Source organism: Mucilaginibacter sp. (assembly GCF_039921305.1).
In the GTDB taxonomy this organism is placed as follows: Bacteria; Bacteroidota; Bacteroidia; order Sphingobacteriales; family Sphingobacteriaceae; genus Mucilaginibacter.
In genome coordinates this window covers 1-18,764 of the sequence record NZ_JBDSCA010000016.1, presented here as the reverse complement: position 1 = coordinate 18,764, position 18,764 = coordinate 1, and the positions used below count along the sequence as shown (strand labels likewise).

Genomic DNA, 18,764 nt, shown 5'->3' with positions numbered 1-18,764 from the left:
TTAATGTAACACTGAAAATTAGGCTTAATTACAATTTGGTTGTATAAGCATGGGTATTCTTTTTACGCACCATCGCATTTACAACGCTTAGGCACCAAAAGCGCAAGGCGGGTGAAATGTCAAGGCCGAAGCACCGCTAAAAAACAAATTAAAATGCTTCGCTTGTATAGCCTTTACATTTCAGCTGCCGGTCGGTAATTTTGCCGCACGCGGTGAAATGGGATATATAATATTGAGTGATGGGAAAAGCAGGTGTGTAATGAGGAACGAATAACACTCCTGCCAGCGGCAGCGAGGCTGACGGCGCAATGAAACCCGGCGCGGTAGCGCGAGGTGCAATGAAGCCGCCTGCCGTAGCTGCATGGTTCCAACGGGTGTACGTGTCATCTTGCTTTTAGCAGCAAAGCCGGACGATTAAAATCAACCGCCCGCCATGCTGCTTAGGGGTCTGGCAGTACTTTCTTTATCGTAAACCATTTTTCAGAAGTAAGGCAAAGCGAACAAGTGCCCACCTGCCCATACCTCTGAGGCTTTCAACACTTAATATCATCTATATATTGCTTGTAAACTCTTTCTGCAAGCTGGTTGAATTTTGTTACCTGCTTCGATAGTATTCTCACCGAATCTCCATCAGGGTCAAATGAACTGCTATATCGTGATTGTGAATAGGCGTTTTGTAACAAATGATATACTTGCGCTCCCTCGGTTGTATTGAGTTCAAAAACGTCTTTTAATTCATCCGTAAATAACAAGGTAAGCCTTAGCAACCTCGATAAATTATGCATTTGAACGCGATAGCCTATAACTGCTTGTATAATTGCTTTTAAAACACTTTCAACGGATTGGTGCAAAAGAAATGCTGCAAGCCTGAAATTGTTATCAGCCCTATACAACTCTGCACCTCTTAAAAATTCGCGGCCTTGTTTACCCCACCTTTCCCAATTGAACTCTGCTCTTTCTAATAGTACCTCCTTAGTTATTTCCTGGTGAGGGGGTAATATTAATTCAGGGGATTGATATAAAACAAATCCCTTTTCCATGACGGTCGACCAAAAACGCCTGCCAATATTTAAGCCTTCTTTTGCGCTGCTTGCCTTATGGACTATGGCATGTACATGAGCAAGGTACTGGCAATTGTCTTCTATCTTATTACTGACTTCATGCTCCGGTGTTTTTTCATCATCGTTAATAAGAATAAGCAGGTAAAATGTAAACGGCTTGGCATGTGTACCTAAATGAACGATCATTTGAACCCGCGGGCAGCATTTTAATATCAGATTTTTAATTTCTTCCAATGCCAATTTTTCGGCCGCTGTTGGTTCAGGGCTTATTGTTCGTAGTGCGATTGGTTCGGTGGATGTTTCGTTTAAACTATTTTCAAGTATGCTCCGCTTAAGTTGTGGACGACTACTTTCGCGTTGAAAAATTAGCCATGCTGCAGAGTACAGCTTGATTAAATTTTCGTAAACATTGATTACCTCACCTGCATATAAGGATTCGACATCTGCGTTATTGTAAAGGGCTACATGTGACCATTCATGTAACTGATCCCTGTATTCTTGAGGTGTGATTTTTTTGAAGACTTTCTTAACTGCCTTATAGGGTTCAAGCTGTTCTTTCAGGGAGAGATTTTCAGGATAGTATTCCCAAAGTCCCTTTTCTTCCTCCAATTGTTCCTCGGTAACCTTATCTTGTTGGTAAGAGAATCTTTTATAATTGACTAAGAGCAGGTACATCGCCTCCAAAATTTTTAAATTCAGGTCATATACAAAAAGCAATATACCAGGGCCGTGACGATCTTCGTCATAATGCTCATCGTTTACTACATAATAGCGCCACTTTTTTAACCGCTTTCCGTGGCCTTTTACAGAATCCGCACTAAAGAAATCAACAACTACAGACATCGGATTCTCAATTTCGTAATGGCGAAGTGTTTTAGGGTAATGTTCCCAGGGTGCATAAGGCGCGTTGTTCATAATGCTCTTTTTTACCGGCCTCCATTAACCGGCAAAACAAAAGAATAGCAAAACATTACCGTACCGAACCATAGGCGATTGTACTTTACAATAAAGCCGTTGTTTTGTACATTTACATTTTAACAATACATTTGACTTATGGCAGAACCAACCTTACATATCGGCAGAAAAATCAGCAAGATTCGTGAATTAAAAGGAATGAAGCAAGAAACTCTTGCCTCTGAATTAGGTATAAGCCAACAAGCCGTGTCGAAAATTGAGCAGAGTGCAGATGTTGACGGGGAGGCTTTAGAAAAGATTGCTAAAATCTTGGGGCTATCTTCTGAAGCCATTAAGGCTTTTACAGAAGAAGCCATCTTCAATATTATTTCAAATACATTTCATAACACCAGTAGCGATAATTCGACTTTAATCGCCAGTTCTTTGAACTACCAGCCAACATTTAATACTGTTGAAAAAATAGTTGAACTTTACGAAAGGTTATTACAGGCTGAAAAAGAAAAGAATGAATTAATAAAAGGCAAACAATAAGAAGTGGCCTTAAAATATTAAATTGCCGACATCTAAAAGGACAAATTCTTTTGTCCGATTGTGATAAGGTTTAGGTTTAAGCCCCCAAACAGCGAGTGTAAGGGGGCTTTATTTTTCTGGCTGATTCGCAACTAACATGGAGCTTACTTATCATTTGTTTTAGCATAAGCGGTATCCATAGCTGACAATGTCCTCTTTTTAGCGATTTGCTTTAGATAAATCCATGCCCGTTGGTAGTGGGCTGACTGTTGATTTTCCTTATGGTGGCCGTAGGCATCAATTGCTTTGCTGCCTAAAGCATATAAGTAGGTTATAACGACCAAGCACATTCCCCAGGGAATAAGCCTGCCAAATACTATTTTATAGTACTGGCCCTGGTTGGTTTCGGGGAACAATAAAATGCGTAATTGTTTAGTGGCAGATGTTGGCACCTTGCTCAATTTTTCATAGATCTGTTTAAGCAAGGTCAACTCGTCATTCCGTTTGATGTCCTGCTTAATTCCCCTTACCTCTGTAAGTATAGTATTAATCGCTATTGAATAATCAGGAATTGGATTTGTAGCAATTTTTGCTACCTGCTTTTCCATCTCTGTATTCTTTTTCACCAGGCTGTCCACAATCTCATCGTTGCTATCCATCCTTTGGCTTAGTTCTTCTATCTCTTTCATCTTGATATTCCCCTGCTTTGTTGTTGTTCATTTTTCTTCCGTCGCCTTCTTTCCGGGCTATCGTCATCGTCGGCTATATTGCTAAGCAAGCCACCTAATAAATCTGCTCCCGCTGATAGTGATTGCCGTAAATAATCGGTTTCCGGCTCCGGCTTCAAATAATTGGTTTGTTCAGTCTTGTCCTGACTTTCGCTTTCCTGCTTTGCGTTTTCTATTACTTCCCTTAACTGATCCGCTAAACTCTTTTCCGGTTTAGCCTGCTGTTGCTCTATGGCTTGGCTAAGCTTTGAGTAACTCAAACTCCGGTCAATCTCTGATCCTTTAAACCTATACTCGCCCTTGCTGAAACTGATGCCCTGCACTTCGGTAGTGCCGCCTTTGTATTTAAATTGGGTAACAATACCCTGCTTAGCCAATACTTGCTTTAGCTCATTGATATTTTTTACTTTTTTGCTGACCGCCTTTATCGCATCGAATAATTCATATTTGATCTTATCGTCCCCTTTAAGCTGCTGCCGATTGACCTTTTCTTTACCCGGCGACATGTAAAAGCCGTGCTTTATGGTTAATTCTTTTGCTACCTGTACATTTCGCTTCTTTTGAAATTTGTCCGGTATGGTTTCACCATTGTTGCTTACGCGGTTATAAACGATGTGAATATGCGGGTGTTCTTTATCCCGGTGCTTAACAATTAAATACTGTGTGTCCTGTATCTTCATTCTTTGAAGATATTCTTTCGCCATATTTACCATTACTTCATCGTTAAGCTTGTCAAGATCATTTACGCTCCAGTTTAGGGCAATATGACCAACTGCCTTTCCTAAATCCGGGTTGTATTTTCTTTGCAGGTTAAAATCGCTGATGGTTTGATTAACTTGCTGCATTCTTACACCTGCGGCATCCAGTATAACCGCAGCATGCTTTTGTACTACATATCGGATACACCCGCCAAAGCTTTTACCCGTTATCACTTTCCCTATCATTGTTATTGAGGTGTTTTAGCGTAACATCTATCTCGTTCAAAATTTTATTACAGTCCCGCGCTACCGTTAATATTCCAAGTTGATGCGCAAGCTTAGTTAGCTGATTAAGATTGTTAGCCAACTCGGCAAGCATCCAAAGGATGCGCCGCTCTTCATTAGTTAATCGCGGAACTATCTTTGCACTTTTAGCCGCTGCCCTTATCCAACTGCTTGAACGCATTCCGGCAGTCTTCGCTTTACTGTCAATATAAAAGCGCTCGGTCGCTGTCATTCTGATGCGCATGATTAAGTCACGTCTGACCCTTTTCTTCGGCCCACCGCCTTTGTTTTTTGGCTCAGCTGTTTGTTTGTTATTAGTGTTATTTTCTATCGCTTCCATCTGTTACCTCCTTACTTTCTCTAATTTTTCCCTGTTGCAACCATCGGGCGCAAAAGGCAAGTTTGCCCGGTGTCGCAGACATCCGGGAGGTCTTTGTGGCAACAAAGACACAAACTTGCTTCTTATCGGCAAGGGCCTTTTGTTAACGGCCTCCGGCCGGTATAGACATCTATACAGCTATACCGCAAGCGGTATGCTGTACCGCCTTTTACCAAAGCTTCGCCTTGGTTTTCGCCCGTTGCTTTTCCGATGCTTCGCATCGGAGCTACTTTTTTCCCTCACCTGACGTTGCCCTCCAATAGCTTTTCTATGTCCTCTAACTTGTAGTAAAGCAGGCCGCCGATCTTGGTATAACGGAGTGTTCCGTTGACCCGTAAATTCTGTAAGGTGCCGGGCGAAATGTTTAGCAGCTTCCTGACCTCATAACTTTTCAGCCATTGTTTACTTTGTCCCTGGCCGGGTTTTATAAGCCCCTTGATCTCGCCTAATAAATTCTCAATCCTCCGTATATCATCTTTCGTGATAAATTCGATGTTCATCTTTCGCCTCCTTTGCTTTTGTTTATTTGTAATGAATGATTGTCCGGCAGGGTTATCTGACTGGCCAGCCGGTTATTGTGTGACGGCTCATAGCTGATATAGCCCCGCTCAACTAATGCCCTGAGACATTTATGATAGGTGGCAAAAGAGCGAATACCGGAAAGCGGCATCAGGACACTTCGGCGGACCCGCGTTGTTTCCCGGCAGCCTTGTTCCTGCCAACAGGTCAGGACAGCCGCGTACAGGCTGGACGGATATGGCCCAACGGCCTTATCCATTTGAATGATTTTTAATAGTCTGGAAATTGTTGCTTCCATTTCGTACCTCCGTTTCTTTATTGATTCGACGGGGCAATGATAAAACGGAAAACAGGCGAAACAATGACCATCAGATCGTGATGGTCATATGCAGGATATGAACACGGCTGTAAGAAGCGGAAACGGATATAGGGTTATCCGGCTAAAGAAAAAAGATCAGGGTTCGGGGTCAACCGGAACGATCTTAAACAGTTTTTTGTCTTTGGGGATGGGCGTTTTTGGCTGTATGTTTTTTTTCTTATCACCGAAATAGTTCTTGACCGTTTCTTTGGAAATAGAACTGCCCCCTTTTGAAAAGTATTTACTAACCATTTTGTAATAGGGACTGGTATTGTCGCATTTCAGGAAAAACCTGCCGGAAGGTAAAGTCTGGTCGATCAATTGCTGCAAAAGATGAATTAAGGTAGGCAGGTGATCTTCCTCGATCATGATCTTTTGCTTAACTTCCAATTTGTTCAATTCCTCTAATTGCTGCTGGTAGTCTGCGATCTGTTGCTGTTGGCGGGCAATCATGGTATCTTTTTCCGCAATGATGATATGTGAGGGGCGGGCATTAAACCCGTCAATACTATCCAGGTAACTGACGAAAGCGCGTAAATGTAATTTATGCTTGTTGGTTCGGTGGTGTTTGGCCTTGGAACTGACATCATCGTCATCGATTAATTTGGCGATACCATCATGAACAATATCCCATACATGACGGAAAAACTCCGGTTCTTCGTCGCCTGAATTGACTTTCAGGAAATGGGCCAGGTGATAATGGTAAAACTCATCAAACTCGCTGGTATCCCGTTCGTACAGGTTATTTAGGAAATGACGGTCATAATGGCCCGGCCACCATGAGAAAGGCATGCCGATGTCGTAGGGGTGTTCCCGGCGTTTGAAACGCAGGCAGGGTTTGAAGTATTCTTTGGATTGGGCTTTCATGGGTACAAGCTTTTATCCAAATTTAAGCATTAGTTAAAAATATAATAGCGATCTTGTAATCGCTTACTTAATATGCGCCATATTATCACTTAATTTACTCTCCACCACCTTAGCATAAATTTGCGTTGTTGTCAGTTTGCTATGTGCCAACAATTTACTACAGTTTCTATAGGTACTCCATAGCCTTTCTTTAAGCCAATAAAAACACCAATATCCTATTTATGGGAATGGCGGTCAAAAGCCTCGTGTGGTTTAAAATACTTGTTGGGAATGGTTCGGTTATAAATTCCTATCATATGCTACAATGCTAGAGGTATGATTTTGGTTTTTGGCAGAACTAATGAGATATTTGTTAGCGTGTATGCAACACTTTCAGGTTTGGTATCTGAGCAACGTTTTGTCATGCTGTAATCATTAACAGATTAACTTATATCCAAACCCACGATGGTTAATTATTTGAATATTGGGGTCTGCTTTTAAATATTTTCGAAGTTTAGAAATATAAACATCCAAGCTGCGTGAACTAAAAAAATCATCATCGCCCCATATCTGCATTAAAAAAGCTTTACGGGTTAGCAGTTGGCTTCTGTATTGATATAATATCTTTAAGGCTTCACTTTCACGAGCTGTAAGCTTTTTTACTATACCCCGGTGCATTAATGTGTTTTGCCTTATGTTAAAACTAAATTCACCTATGTCAACGATGCTTATATCTATTGTTGAATTTTCAACTGTCAATAACCTGTCCTGGTTTAAAAGTACTTTTAAACGTATAATAAGCTCTTCCATATCAAAAGGCTTTTTTAAGTAGCCATTTCCTCCTACTTTAAAACCGTTAAACACATCGCTTGGCATGGTGCGTGCGGTTAAAAATAGTATTGGTGTACGTGTATCCTCAATACGAATTTTGGCCGCTATGTTTAGTCCGCTTTCAGAGGGTAGCATTACATCCAGTATCAAAATATCTGGTTTATGTGAAATGTAAAGCTCATAAGCTGCATTGCCTTCAGGGCTATGGATAACGGTAAACCCTCTGCTTTCCAGGCTGTCTTTAATAATAAGTGCCATAGCTAACTCGTCCTCTATCAACAAAACTTTATAAGGGTGCATACTGCGATAGTTTTATAATAAATATACTTCCGGTATCATCGCTTTTTATAGCAATTGTACCTCCATGTTTCTCTATGATATGCTTTACATAGTTTAGTCCCAAACCATACCCTTTTACGCTATGATCATTGGGATTAGGCACCCGGAAAAACTTATCAAAAACATTTTTTTGATACTCTTGCGCTATACCCGGTCCATCATCCTGTATGCTCAATTTTATACCTTTGGGTATATTCATACAGTCGATACTGATAGTTACCTTATCGGCAGAGTATTTTATAGCGTTATCTATCAAATTAATTATTACATTATATAGGTGTGTTTTGTCCGCAAATACAGTTTCGGCAGCTAAATAGTTTAGAGTTAAGCTAATAGGCTTTTCCTGTCTTATTTCTTGTGAGGCTATAATGCTTTCAATTAACTCTTTTAAATTAAACTCAGTCGGGTTCAGTGTAAAATCAGCACTTTCAAATATAGAAATGTTTAATATTTTGGTAACCATCGCAGACAGCCGTTCCAATTCGTTTGAGGCGGTGGATAAGTATTGTTCTGTTTTTTTATCATCTTTTAAAACATCAAAATATTGCATGCCCTGCACAGCGGCCAGTGTTGTGGCAATAGGCGTTTTCAGCTCATGCGATATGTTGCTAATGAAATCATTTTTAATATCGGCCAATTTTTTCTGTTGCAATATCAAATAAACATATATCCTATACATGCCCCCAGGAAGATAAGTAATATAGCAGATGCCATTATATTAAGAATCATTTGGCGAACAATAAGGATTGCAGGAAGTTTTACAGTCACTATGACACCGGGTGAGCCTGCACTTAATATGTCCGATTTGTTTTGCTGAATGAATTTCTCTAAATACAAACTATCATTTTTTAGGCTTAAACTGTCCATATATTCATGCATTAAATTCAATTGCTGCGCAAATGATTTAAAATACGGCGATTCAAAAACGATCTGCACCTGTTCGTCATGCGGTATCGGTTTAAAGTTATTATGTGTTTCTCCGAATGATATTATATTATTATAAAATCTTACTGTCCCGTTAAACAACATCCCATTACTTAAAAAATCCTTTTCGAGAATTTTTTTCAAAAGGGCGCTATCTATACGTTCATCAAATAATTGCTTTAGACGTTGTTCTATAGGGGTTTTTTGTTTTGTGCTATACCTATTTTTATAAGTTAATGCACTATACAAAGGTTTTAATTCATCAAGTGTAAAACCGTTTATTCTTTTGATCAAATAAGCGTAGGGATTTTTTTTTATCGCTATTGTATCCCCAGCAGCTATTGGGTATACAGCATAAGCAAACATGTGGGGATCTGTGCCTTTACCTGTAATGCCCAACTCGGCACCAGTATGATAAACACCTGTATTACTTTGCCAATGAAGTATGTGGTATATAAAATCTGTGTCCGATCTTATATACTGCTTTAACAGTATTTTGAATTGCGCTGCCTTTTTTTCGTTGTGCTCAGTCACAGCCTTATCCAGGATCTTCTGTATATCAACTTTAGCTTTTTCCCGACTAAGTTTATATTTATTAATAAGCCAAACAGTTTGCAGAAATAATATTCCTGCAATAGCAAAGCTCATTAAAATTACAACGTTCCTGATCTTTGATCTCATACTATAAATGCTGCTCTATTATTTTGCTGACATCATTAACCATTGTTTCTGAAAAGCCATCTTGGGAGTAAAGTATTTTACCATCCTTATTGATAATATATAAAACAGGACATGAATAGGCACGATATAAAGATTCAATTTTTTTACCATTATATACCGATGGCATGGTTATTTTACGATTACTTAAAAATAAATTCAATTTATCTTTTATTGGATCGTCTACGGTATTTACTCCAACAAAAACTACATCGCTTTTATCATATCTTGTATATAGTTTTTCCAGATCAATCATTTGCTGTTGGCACGGCACACAAGCTTTAAACCAAAAATCCATAATAACAATTTTATTAGCAAGTTTGCTTAGCTTAATGCTTTTATTATTTAGTGTAGGTAACTGCCAATCTGGGGCAATTGAACCTAAGGGCAATAGTTTGGATGGCCTGTCTATTTCCTCTGTAAAGTGTTCTTCTTTATTGTATGCAGATAGAGCGCTTTTCGAGAAACGGTCATCTCCTATTTCTGTATTAAGCTTAACATCGGTAACCCAATCATTAAAAGTTTGTATTCGTATAGCATTGTTGTTTATGTGGGTTAAAATAATGGTTGATTTAATAGGTAAATAAGACACTGTAGAAATACAATATTGCACGTAAGATGGATCGGTTGTTTTGCCTAACTGTACTTTAAGGCATTTTTCACCCTCAACAACCTCGTATCCAATTAAAGCAATGGGGTTATTATGCGTTTTATAATTTTGCATCATATTGTTAGCTTCCTGCATAAAAGGCATAAAAGCCATACTTGAGCTATAACGTTTGATTTGAGCTGGAAACTTTGCAGCATCAACCACAGTCAATTTTTTATAGGCATTCTCGTACAATGACGTTCCATTATAAATTTGCTCATTATCTGGTGTAAGGCAGGCTATGTTATAGCCTATCAAGGTATCTGCACTAACTCTTTCAAACAGATGATAAGAAATATTTTCTTTACGGATGGTGGTATCTTCGCCCACGTTCAATAACACATAGGTATCATGTAACTTATACTCGCCCGAGTGAATATTGCTTACGGTTTCATTAATTTTTTCAAGGATGCCTGTGATATTCCCACCTATAGTATCGACACCACTACCTGATGTTTTATACTCGTACATTTTATGCTCAACTGATTTTACCTGGCATTTGCAAATTGATGAAAAAGCGATGCTTAACAGCGTTAAAAAAAATACCTTCATTTTATTATTGTTTAGTTTTCCAAAAGTACTATATGGCATTGCCAGGCACAAACGTATTAAGGAACGTTAACATATGTATAGCTCATTTTAATTCTCAATTTAATCTTTAATAATACAAGGCCGGCGCCACCGAAAGAGCGGGAGTTTGTATATCAATCGTTGAACAATTGCTATGCCTGCAATCTTTTTTTTAGTTGTTCCATATCATCACTTAATTTACTCTCTACTACCTTAGCATATATTTGAGTTGTAGTTAGTTTGCTATGTCCTAACAACTTACTTACTGTTTCTATCGGCACGCCATTGGTTAACGTTACCGTAGTAGCGAATGTATGCCTGGCTATATGAAAGGTAAGTGGCTTAGTTATGTCACACGTATCAGCTATTTCCTTTAGATAACTGTTTAGCTTTTGATTGCTCAATGTCGGCAATACTTTCCCCTCGGCCAATGCCTGCGGATGACCTTTATACTTTTCAATGATCGCTAATGCTTTAGGCAATAATGGCACTCTTACCGGTTCGTTTGTTTTCTGCCTGTTGGTCGCAATCCAAATGTTATTCTTGGATTTTTCGATCAGGTTAGCTGGTGTTAGATTAAACACATCACTATACGCCAGTCCAGTGTAGCAACTGAAAATAAAAAGGTCTTGAACTACCTGCAACCGTACAATGTTGAATTTCTTTGCTTCAATCCTTGCCAATTCGTCTTTGGTTAAGTATTCCCGTTCTACCTTATCAAATTTTAACTGGTAAGCGTGAAAGGGATTGCGGTCAATCCATTCCAGTCGTACAGCAAGATTGATCATCTTGCAAAACCTTTCAATGTGTTTCATCAGGCCGTTGTTATTCAGGCCTTTTTGGCCTTTCTCCGGCGTTCTATTGCGCAAATAGTACTCGAAGTCTGTAATAAACTTGTAACTTAACTCGGACAGGTATTTATCACTCGTCTTAAACCGTTCTTTGATGAACTCTTTAATATACTTCTGCGTTGTATAATAGTTCTTCATCGTGCCTGGCTCCAATAGCTGCCCCTGATCGGAATTATGATACTCCATTAATTTGCATAATGTAAACTCGGCCTGGTCGCCCCCGGTAACTTTTTCTTTTAAGAGTTCTGCGGTGATAAATTTCTTCTGCAATAAAAGCTGTTGGTAGCTGTCAATAATTCCGGCCTTAAATTGGTCAAGGTACTTATTCAGTTTAACGATTTCTTCCCGGCTTCCCTTTGCCATTCCTTTAGTAGCGTTCCAGTTATTTTCCTCAATAGAGCGTTTAACAGAAATTTCGATGCGCTTGCCGTTTACAGTAATGCGGGCATAAATCGGTGATTTTCCAGCTTGGGTGGTCTTTTGCTTTTTAAGGTAAAAAGCAACGCCAAAGGTGTTGTTTGTGGTACTCATAGCTATTTCAATTAATAATTTCCAAAAGCATGGTTTTGACTGTTTTGATATGTCCCTTGAAAAAGGGGCACCGATTTGATTAAAAATAGGCATCAAACCGCATAAAAATACGTCAAAATAAACCAATCAATTAACTGACTATCAACATATTACAATGTTTTCGGTGACCCAAACGTAAGAATTTAAAATGGGTAACCGAATAGGTCTCATTTTCTTTGGTTTTACTTGAATAACTTGGGTTGAAATAAAAAGAAAAACCCCTTAAATCATACGATTTAAGGGGTTTTCGACTCGATTGGTATCGCTTTCGTCGGGATGGCAGGACGATTGATCCTTTCCGCAAATAACTATATATCAATAAGATGATAAAGACTTTTTAGAACTACTCACTGTTTTACTCACATACTCTTTAACAGCGAATGACACAAAAATAACGATCTTTTTTAGGTTATGCAAATACAATTCAGATTAGTCTGTTTCTTAGACAACAATTTAAGAGGGGCCTGCTCTGTTATTTTTTTGCTATAAAAATCTGCATAATAAACGAGTATTTCTAATCCTGAAAAATTTCCTTCTTTTAGCAAGCCCTTGTCTTTGGTTCCACAATATATAAAATTCATAAGTGGTACCATCAACGGTAAGTTTAAAACATACACCTCCTCACCTGAATGGACATTACCAGCTAGTGCTCCTAGCTTTACCTTCAAATCCTTTAGGAAGCTTTGTCGATTCTTTCGTTAATTTCCTTTTGCTCTAGTTTCTCCAAAGTGAGCCATTAGTTAAATAACGTGTTTTAAACCTTGACTTGTTCGATATGTTTAGCCCGATAATTCTTTACGGCATATAAAATCATACCAAAAACTGGCAAAACAATAATTATTACACAATAGCTTATTTGCTCGATGAAAAGCAACTTTTTCCTTACAAGAACATGGATACAACTCAATATAACCAGCACTATGTAAAAGTCAATCATTATACCCATTAGACAGGCATAGTCTCTTCCTAGGTTAATAAAATTTAGCATATATTAAATTTTAAGTTTTTATTCTGTTATTACTCCGAGATCACATGTTGCACCATTGCACGTAAATGTATTTGTTGCTATACATGGGGTAAATGTGAATGCGCATGTGACGTCAATTTCGCCAACTTTTCTACAATCACGATGATTTCGCAAAAATATGATTTCATCCTTTCCGGCTTGATCCAACGCCGCGGCCTTTGAAAATTCGACAGTGAAATTATATCTGTAACAAGACGTTGTTGTTTCAGATGTAGAAATTTTGCCGTTACTATCATATCTATTTGCCGTCTTTTGATTTGTGTTCCATTCCGTTGCGGTCCTTTTTATTTGACCTTTATCAAATACTTCTACTGCCAGAACTATGAGCTTCAAATATTCAAGCTTTTCCCCAGCATTCAATGATTGTACTTTATATGCATCATTAACAGGAAAAACTTTGTCATGGATGGCAATACTCCCTTGGTTAGTTTTTAAGTTGAACTTAAAATATGAATGCCTTTTATTGTCTTTTATCAAAAATTGTTCTCCCCGGATTAATGTACTGATTTCAATAAGGTCGTCCGACAAATTCACTCTGTTTCCATTTACGTTTACAGCTTTTCCCTTTAATTTTAATACAAGTTTGCCGCTATCGGCCTGGTTTGTATTAATGTCGGATAAGCCGAAATTTTTTGAGAACGCAGATAGTTGTGGATTTGCACCAAGTTTTAAACTTATTAATGATAGGGTTTCCGGTTGTAAAGCGTTGTCTTGAGTTTTGTTGATACTATCGTGTTTACACTTAGTGAATATCACTAAAATAATAACAATTAAGGGTAAAAATAAAAGAGTTTTTTTCATGATGATTAGGTTTGTAATTAAATAATTGGCCAATATGCGATTAAGCTATTCGCTGTTAAATGGATAAATGATTTTAACGCGACCTATTTAGACCTATCTAAGTCTGAATCATAGGCTAATGTTCGTAGATTATGTTGCTGGTACCTCCTTTTTTTAGTTAAATATTTTGAAGTATTAGTTTCTCAATGCCATCGATGAAGACGATTTTCACATAATGCTTTTAGCATCGTAGCTCTTTCTTTGATAGCGATTATAGCATAAGATGGTATTTTAGGTTTTTCAATAATGATTCGATTTGAAATAGCCTCACATTTAATAAACTCACCAGAATCGAAAAAAAACTGTGCTAAGTTTAACCTACTCTCAAAACGATTTGGTATCATATTAACCGAAGTCATAAAACATTTTTCAGCTTCCATTAATTGTCGATTCGCATAATAACATTTACCCAAATTGATATAAAGGATGGGCTTTATAAAAAGAGGTTCACTTTCTTTCAAAACCGCCATGGCTTCTTTATATCTACGATCTTTAATCAAAAGACTAGTATATTCTTCTATGAATTCATGATCTTGATTTAGTATTGGGTATAACTGTTGTAGCTCTTGCCAAGTATCAATATATAAAACTGGCTCAGCCCATTTTTTGTATGCAAAAAACTGCTTAGATAGTTGTCCATATAAAAATATTATTAGACTTATATCAAACAAAAAAAAAGCAAGCAAAAGAAAATGATATCGAATTGGGAAAACTATCAGTGGTTGATATATCAATACTACACTACTGATAAGACTTAAATAAATATAAAACATACATTGCCCCGACAAGCTGCTAAAACTATAAGAAAACAAACCGCTAAATATTATTGATATTAGGCCAGAAACAGAGCCAATTAATAACAATTGACTAGTTTTATCAGATATTTGATAAATTTTCTTAACCCTTAAGGAAACAATTATCAAAGAAGTAAAGAGAAATAGTCCAACAAAGCCCTGCTCACAAAAGATTTGCAAAAAGTCGTTAAAAGCAAAGCGCACAGTATCCGCTAAAAGCACCTCACGCTTATCTTGGTTACTCTCAGAAAAGTAACTTGCTTGGTATTTGTTATATTGATTTTCAAAATCACCGTAGCCTATACCAAGAACTGGCTGGCGTTTTATCATATTATAACTTACTTTCCATATCGTAAGCCTACCAAATGCTGAGTCTTGTTTAAATTTCAACGAAAAAAACACCAATAAACAAATAATTGGCAACAAAATCCCAGTGGTAAGAAATGTTATCTTCAAATTGAATCTGACAAATATCAAAAAAATGGTCGAAACAATGAGCCCAAGCCAAGAAGAGCGACAGCATGTCAGGGCTACAATAAATACGGAGATAATTACTATTGTCAAAGAAACAGGAATCAACTGAGCGAAAAGCCATTTTTTAGGAAAGAACAACAATATTGTTAAAATAAATGGAAAGCAAGAACTCAGATAGAGAGAATATTTTGCGGGATTGTCAAACTGTCCTGTAATTTTAAAATAAAAACCGTTTGATTCTAATAAACCTATTTTCTGAAAAATCCCCAAACAGAGACTTGAAAAGACGGATAAAAGAATTAAAATGGCAAAACCGAAATAAAATAATTTTCTTGTTTGCCTATTTATGGTGGATATATATCTTGTAAGAAATAGATACAATATTGTTAAACAAAAAATTAAAAAAACTTTATCTGTAAGCACGTATAAATGGGAAAAATACCTTACAACGATAATATATACTAGACTTAATGACAATAGAATATCAATCAGATTTATCTTTATTTTGTTTATCGGCCGGAATTTTACAAATAAGCACAAACTAAAAATCACCAAGCATAAGCATGAGAAATAAAACTCTAAGCGAGGGCCGTTGATATAAGGCCATTTTATATTTTCTGGTTTGACGAATGTGTGACAAAGGGCACACCCCAAAATAAGTAGAATTAAATAGAGGTATAACTTGTTATAAATAACTCTAAATGAAAGTAGCATTGGGTTTATAATTTGATGCATTTATCACTTAGAATTTTTCAGTTTTAATTGCCGATTGAACGGCCCTGTCCAGGTCTTTTAATACCTGCGGTTTATTTTCTTCCAACTCATTCCTGGCCAAGGCATCTTTCTCGGATAAACTAATGGAATACTGTTCAATAGTCACAACCCGCTTTTGTTCATAATTCTGAATTTCCTGCTTAATTTTTATACTATCCAAACCCGTAGCTAAACCATATTTTTGAATCAGTTCCCATTTCCTTTTGGTATTTCTGGATACGTCAAGTTGTAATAAAATGGCTGGCCTTTTTACTATCACAGGTACCTCACTGTTTGGTATATTTTTGAAAGTGATGGCTTTTTTCACTTCGTACTCCAGGTTTTGTTGATTTACAATTGCACTATCAACCCCTTTATTTAAACCGAAATTCTTTAATAATTGCCAGTTTTTATTTGTCCAGATCATTCCGGCTTTGTACAGATCCATCTTTTGCAGTATTGAAGGTCGCATCCGATCCAGTTTCGCTTTCGTTGAGTCTATTTGTTCCTTGTTTTGACTAGCCCCCAATGAACTTAATTCCGTAGCCTTTTTTAATTCATAATGATACAACTCGTCAGTTACCCTGGTACTATCGAGACCCTGGGTCAAGTGGAATTGCTTTAGTATTTGCCAGTTCTTCTGGCCCCATATAAATGCAGTATTGTATACATCCATTTTGTTTAAGTAGGCAGGCCTCATCTTTGCTACTTTCTTTTTCAGGGCATCAATTTCTTCTTTGCTTTGACTTGCGGTTAAAGATTCCAGTTCGGTCGCTTTTTTAAATTCATATTTGTACAGTTCATTTTTAACCTTCATGCTGTCTAAGCCTTTGGCTAAACCGTACTTTTTTAATTTTCCCCAGTCCAATTTAGCCAAATATGTTGATCGGGTTTGACGGTAGAAAGTTATATATGACCGGTATTGGTCTGCATTAAGGATACTGGTAAGTTGGTCGTTAATAAATTTATTGGAATCGGGTTTCAAGGTTGTTTTTAAGACCTTCAGATGGCTGATCTGTTGATTGAACTGGTCGACCTGGCTAGTGTTTAGTTTCAACTGCTTGTCAAAGTACAGCACTGCCGAAAGCCTTGACGGCGCTTGGGCCATTAGTAAGGTGGGAGGCAACAAAGTGCAACAAATGACGATTTTTACCAGTGTTTTGTTCATATTGTAGGCTTAGGTTGGATGATATGTTTTATTAGGGAATTAGACAATTAAGCATTAAAACCAGGCCCGGTTGCCATCGCCGGTTATGATAAACGGTCGTTCATACCCCTGTGAGTATTCGGGTACCAGGCGAAACAATACGTTTGTCGGTACGCCTTCGAATTGCAAGGTATGCGCCCCGTTTTCTGCTATTTTGGTACCAGTCAGCTTCCAAGTTGTGTCCCAGTAATATAGTTCATAGTTTTTGCCCGGTCTGAAAATCAAATATCGTTCCTGCTCATTTATAGTGATAGTCCGTTTATTAACTGTATCGGGGGCTAAAACTATTTCGTGGTTATAACCCTCAACAACCGGGTAACCGGCAGGTATTATATCATTGTTTTCGTAATACACGGGTAAATACACCACTCCTTTGGGCATCGTTGTAAAGGTTACCGAATCTTTTTTTGCTTTACCCCACCAGGTAGGTTGCCAATAGCCACCACTAAACACACAAGCGTAGGTAATTGGGACTTTATTTTCGGATGAGAATTGAGGGCATTTAACATCAGCACTCTCCCATATTTCATTGGTGATGTCGATATAGTTTTGGGTGCGCATAATGCCCTCAGGTATCTTTTCAGACTCATAGAAAGCTGCCAACGTGCCTGGTTGTTTTGAATAGGTTAACCTGAGCACTTTAGATGGTTCACGGGGTGATTTGTAATTCACTGGAGACGTTGTATTTGGAGCATCGTACTGGATGGCCTTGGCATCGGCATTGAAAACGGTATTGAAGTAATGCGAACCGGTCGATGTTGCCCAGTAAGGAATTGCATTGTATGATACCGGAATACCCTGTGAGCGCAATATGAATGCCTGTAGCGCCGTAATATCTTCACACGCGCCTTTTTTTCGCAAAAGCAATTGCAGCGCGCCAAGCCTTGGCAGCGGTTCATCGCGTTTTTCTTTGCCCCAGGTGTCGGTAAACCAAGTTTGGCAATTGGCTGAAAGATAATAGAGGGTTTTATCCATACTTGTCACTTTCAGACTATCACTTACCCATTTAAACCTTCCCTCGTAAATCGTGCGCCAATTTTGAAGCGGCTCGACAGTTACCCGATAAGGTAAAATATATTCGCAAAAGTCTTTGAAAGATACTTTTTGCGTTAAGGCACCCTGCCATTTACGGAAAGCGTTTTCGACATTTGAGATGAGATAAGCAGCTTTAATGTTTTTAATATCTTCTAAAACCACTGGCTGGGCAATCATCCCCGGTGTTTTACTTTTAAGGCTTTCAAGTGCTTGTTGTGCAGTTTCGAAATTAGGGTAAGCAAGTTCGTCAAAGGCTATTTTGTGCCCAAGACTATCTGTCCAATAATAATCCAGAGAGTAGTGGATATCCATGTTGGCAATTAAAAAGTATGTTGCCTTTAACTTTAAGGGATCGCCGCTTTTTTTATAGAATGTTATTGCTTTTTCAAGTTCGCTACGATTTGTACCGGCTTTTTTTAGTGCCGCTTCCACGGTAACGGGATATATTTTTTTGACCTGCGAAAAAGAGGTTAGGGATGCTAATATTAAGATAAAAAATACGGGTATTTTCATTATTATGAATAGTATTAAAGAAAGATAATTGATTTTTATTATACAAATACCCTATAAAATACAGCTATGTATAAAACGATATAAAATTGATATTTAAATAATAAGAAAAACGGTGCCTGTCGGCTCAAATGCAGGGGACAAAATGTAACTATCGTCTTATTTAATGGTGAAAGGATTCAGGTTAGAATTTTCTACAACTGGAGAGCGAAGAGGCTTTCTCAGAATGTAATAATGAGGATTAGTGTACCATTTTCCTCCTGAAGTTACTAAGGATCAAAGCTGTATCCGTAAAAATACCAATTAGCAACAAAATAAAATTATTTAGGATGAAATTAAACAAAATCGGTATGGGCCTGATTAACTTCTATTTA

The 18,764-nt window shown here is 37.8% G+C and carries 17 protein-coding genes; 2 read left to right on the top strand and 15 right to left on the bottom strand.

The genetic code is table 11. From position 1 onward, the window contains the following. Nucleotides 1–533: 533 nt before the first annotated feature. Nucleotides 534–1,976, bottom strand: coding sequence for a HEPN domain-containing protein (locus tag ABIN91_RS04270; RefSeq protein WP_348048821.1), 1,443 nt, complete (start codon nucleotides 1,974–1,976; stop codon nucleotides 534–536). Nucleotides 1,977–2,114: 138 nt separating this feature from the next. Between ABIN91_RS04270 and ABIN91_RS04265 the strand changes: the two genes are divergently transcribed. After that, complete coding sequence (locus tag ABIN91_RS04265; RefSeq protein WP_348048819.1) at nucleotides 2,115–2,507, top strand: helix-turn-helix transcriptional regulator; 393 nt, start codon at nucleotides 2,115–2,117, stop codon at nucleotides 2,505–2,507. A gap of 143 nt (nucleotides 2,508–2,650) precedes the next feature. Here the strand turns inward: ABIN91_RS04265 and ABIN91_RS04260 are convergent, their stop codons facing one another. The 4 genes from ABIN91_RS04260 to ABIN91_RS04245 all read right to left on the bottom strand — a co-directional run bounded on the left by ABIN91_RS04260 (nucleotide 2,651) and on the right by ABIN91_RS04245 (nucleotide 5,076). After that, the gene (locus ABIN91_RS04260; RefSeq protein WP_348048817.1) at nucleotides 2,651–3,175 is read right to left on the bottom strand and encodes a hypothetical protein; all 525 of its coding nucleotides are present in this window, start codon (nucleotides 3,173–3,175) and stop codon (nucleotides 2,651–2,653) included. Beyond that, nucleotides 3,172–4,158, bottom strand: a complete 987-nt coding sequence (locus ABIN91_RS04255) for a relaxase/mobilization nuclease domain-containing protein (protein ID WP_348048815.1) — start codon at nucleotides 4,156–4,158, stop codon at nucleotides 3,172–3,174. The genes ABIN91_RS04260 and ABIN91_RS04255 overlap by 4 nt, the downstream gene beginning before the upstream one ends. Continuing rightward, nucleotides 4,133–4,537: a plasmid mobilization relaxosome protein MobC gene (gene mobC / locus ABIN91_RS04250; RefSeq protein WP_348048813.1), complete on the bottom strand. Its 405-nt coding sequence runs from the start codon at nucleotides 4,535–4,537 to the stop codon at nucleotides 4,133–4,135. The genes ABIN91_RS04255 and mobC overlap by 26 nt, the downstream gene beginning before the upstream one ends. Before the next feature lie 278 nt (nucleotides 4,538–4,815). After that, entirely contained in the window at nucleotides 4,816–5,076 is a 261-nt protein-coding gene (locus tag ABIN91_RS04245) for a helix-turn-helix domain-containing protein (protein ID WP_348048811.1), read from the bottom strand. A 131-nt stretch (nucleotides 5,077–5,207) separates the two neighbouring features. Between ABIN91_RS04245 and ABIN91_RS04240 the strand changes: the two genes are divergently transcribed. Next, nucleotides 5,208–5,369 (top strand): hypothetical protein, encoded by a 162-nt coding sequence (locus ABIN91_RS04240; RefSeq protein ID WP_348048809.1) that lies wholly within the window; start codon nucleotides 5,208–5,210, stop codon nucleotides 5,367–5,369. 180 nt (nucleotides 5,370–5,549) lie between these two features. Here ABIN91_RS04240 and ABIN91_RS04235 read toward each other — a convergent pair whose 3' ends face one another. The 10 genes from ABIN91_RS04235 to ABIN91_RS04190 form a co-directional block, all read right to left on the bottom strand. Then, nucleotides 5,550–6,320 carry a hypothetical protein gene (locus ABIN91_RS04235; protein WP_348048807.1) on the bottom strand — a complete coding sequence of 257 codons (771 nt, stop codon included), beginning with the start codon at nucleotides 6,318–6,320 and terminating at the stop codon, nucleotides 5,550–5,552. 414 nt (nucleotides 6,321–6,734) lie between these two features. After that, on the bottom strand, nucleotides 6,735–7,430 hold the full coding sequence (locus tag ABIN91_RS04230) for a response regulator transcription factor (RefSeq protein WP_348048805.1): 696 nt from the start codon (nucleotides 7,428–7,430) through the stop codon (nucleotides 6,735–6,737). After that, complete coding sequence (locus tag ABIN91_RS04225; RefSeq protein ID WP_348048803.1) at nucleotides 7,417–8,148, bottom strand: HAMP domain-containing sensor histidine kinase; 732 nt, start codon at nucleotides 8,146–8,148, stop codon at nucleotides 7,417–7,419. Before ABIN91_RS04225 ends, ABIN91_RS04230 begins: the two co-directional genes overlap by 14 nt. Further along, nucleotides 8,124–9,074, bottom strand: coding sequence for a hypothetical protein (locus tag ABIN91_RS04220; protein ID WP_348048801.1), 951 nt, complete (start codon nucleotides 9,072–9,074; stop codon nucleotides 8,124–8,126). Before ABIN91_RS04220 ends, ABIN91_RS04225 begins: the two co-directional genes overlap by 25 nt. Nucleotide 9,075: 1 nt before the next feature. Next, nucleotides 9,076–10,230 (bottom strand): TlpA disulfide reductase family protein, encoded by a 1,155-nt coding sequence (locus tag ABIN91_RS04215; RefSeq protein WP_348048799.1) that lies wholly within the window; start codon nucleotides 10,228–10,230, stop codon nucleotides 9,076–9,078. A 251-nt stretch (nucleotides 10,231–10,481) separates the two neighbouring features. Then, nucleotides 10,482–11,711: a site-specific integrase gene (locus ABIN91_RS04210; RefSeq protein WP_348048793.1), complete on the bottom strand. Its 1,230-nt coding sequence runs from the start codon at nucleotides 11,709–11,711 to the stop codon at nucleotides 10,482–10,484. 1,045 nt (nucleotides 11,712–12,756) lie between these two features. After that, on the bottom strand, nucleotides 12,757–13,578 hold the full coding sequence (locus ABIN91_RS04205) for a hypothetical protein (RefSeq protein WP_348048791.1): 822 nt from the start codon (nucleotides 13,576–13,578) through the stop codon (nucleotides 12,757–12,759). Between the two features lie 182 nt (nucleotides 13,579–13,760). Next, nucleotides 13,761–15,599, bottom strand: coding sequence for an O-antigen ligase family protein (locus ABIN91_RS04200; protein ID WP_348048789.1), 1,839 nt, complete (start codon nucleotides 15,597–15,599; stop codon nucleotides 13,761–13,763). 28 nt (nucleotides 15,600–15,627) lie between these two features. Next, nucleotides 15,628–16,746 carry a hypothetical protein gene (locus ABIN91_RS04195; protein ID WP_348048787.1) on the bottom strand — a complete coding sequence of 373 codons (1,119 nt, stop codon included), beginning with the start codon at nucleotides 16,744–16,746 and terminating at the stop codon, nucleotides 15,628–15,630. A 114-nt stretch (nucleotides 16,747–16,860) separates the two neighbouring features. Then, complete coding sequence (locus ABIN91_RS04190) at nucleotides 16,861–18,393, bottom strand: hypothetical protein (protein ID WP_348048785.1); 1,533 nt, start codon at nucleotides 18,391–18,393, stop codon at nucleotides 16,861–16,863. Nucleotides 18,394–18,764 lie beyond the last annotated feature (371 nt).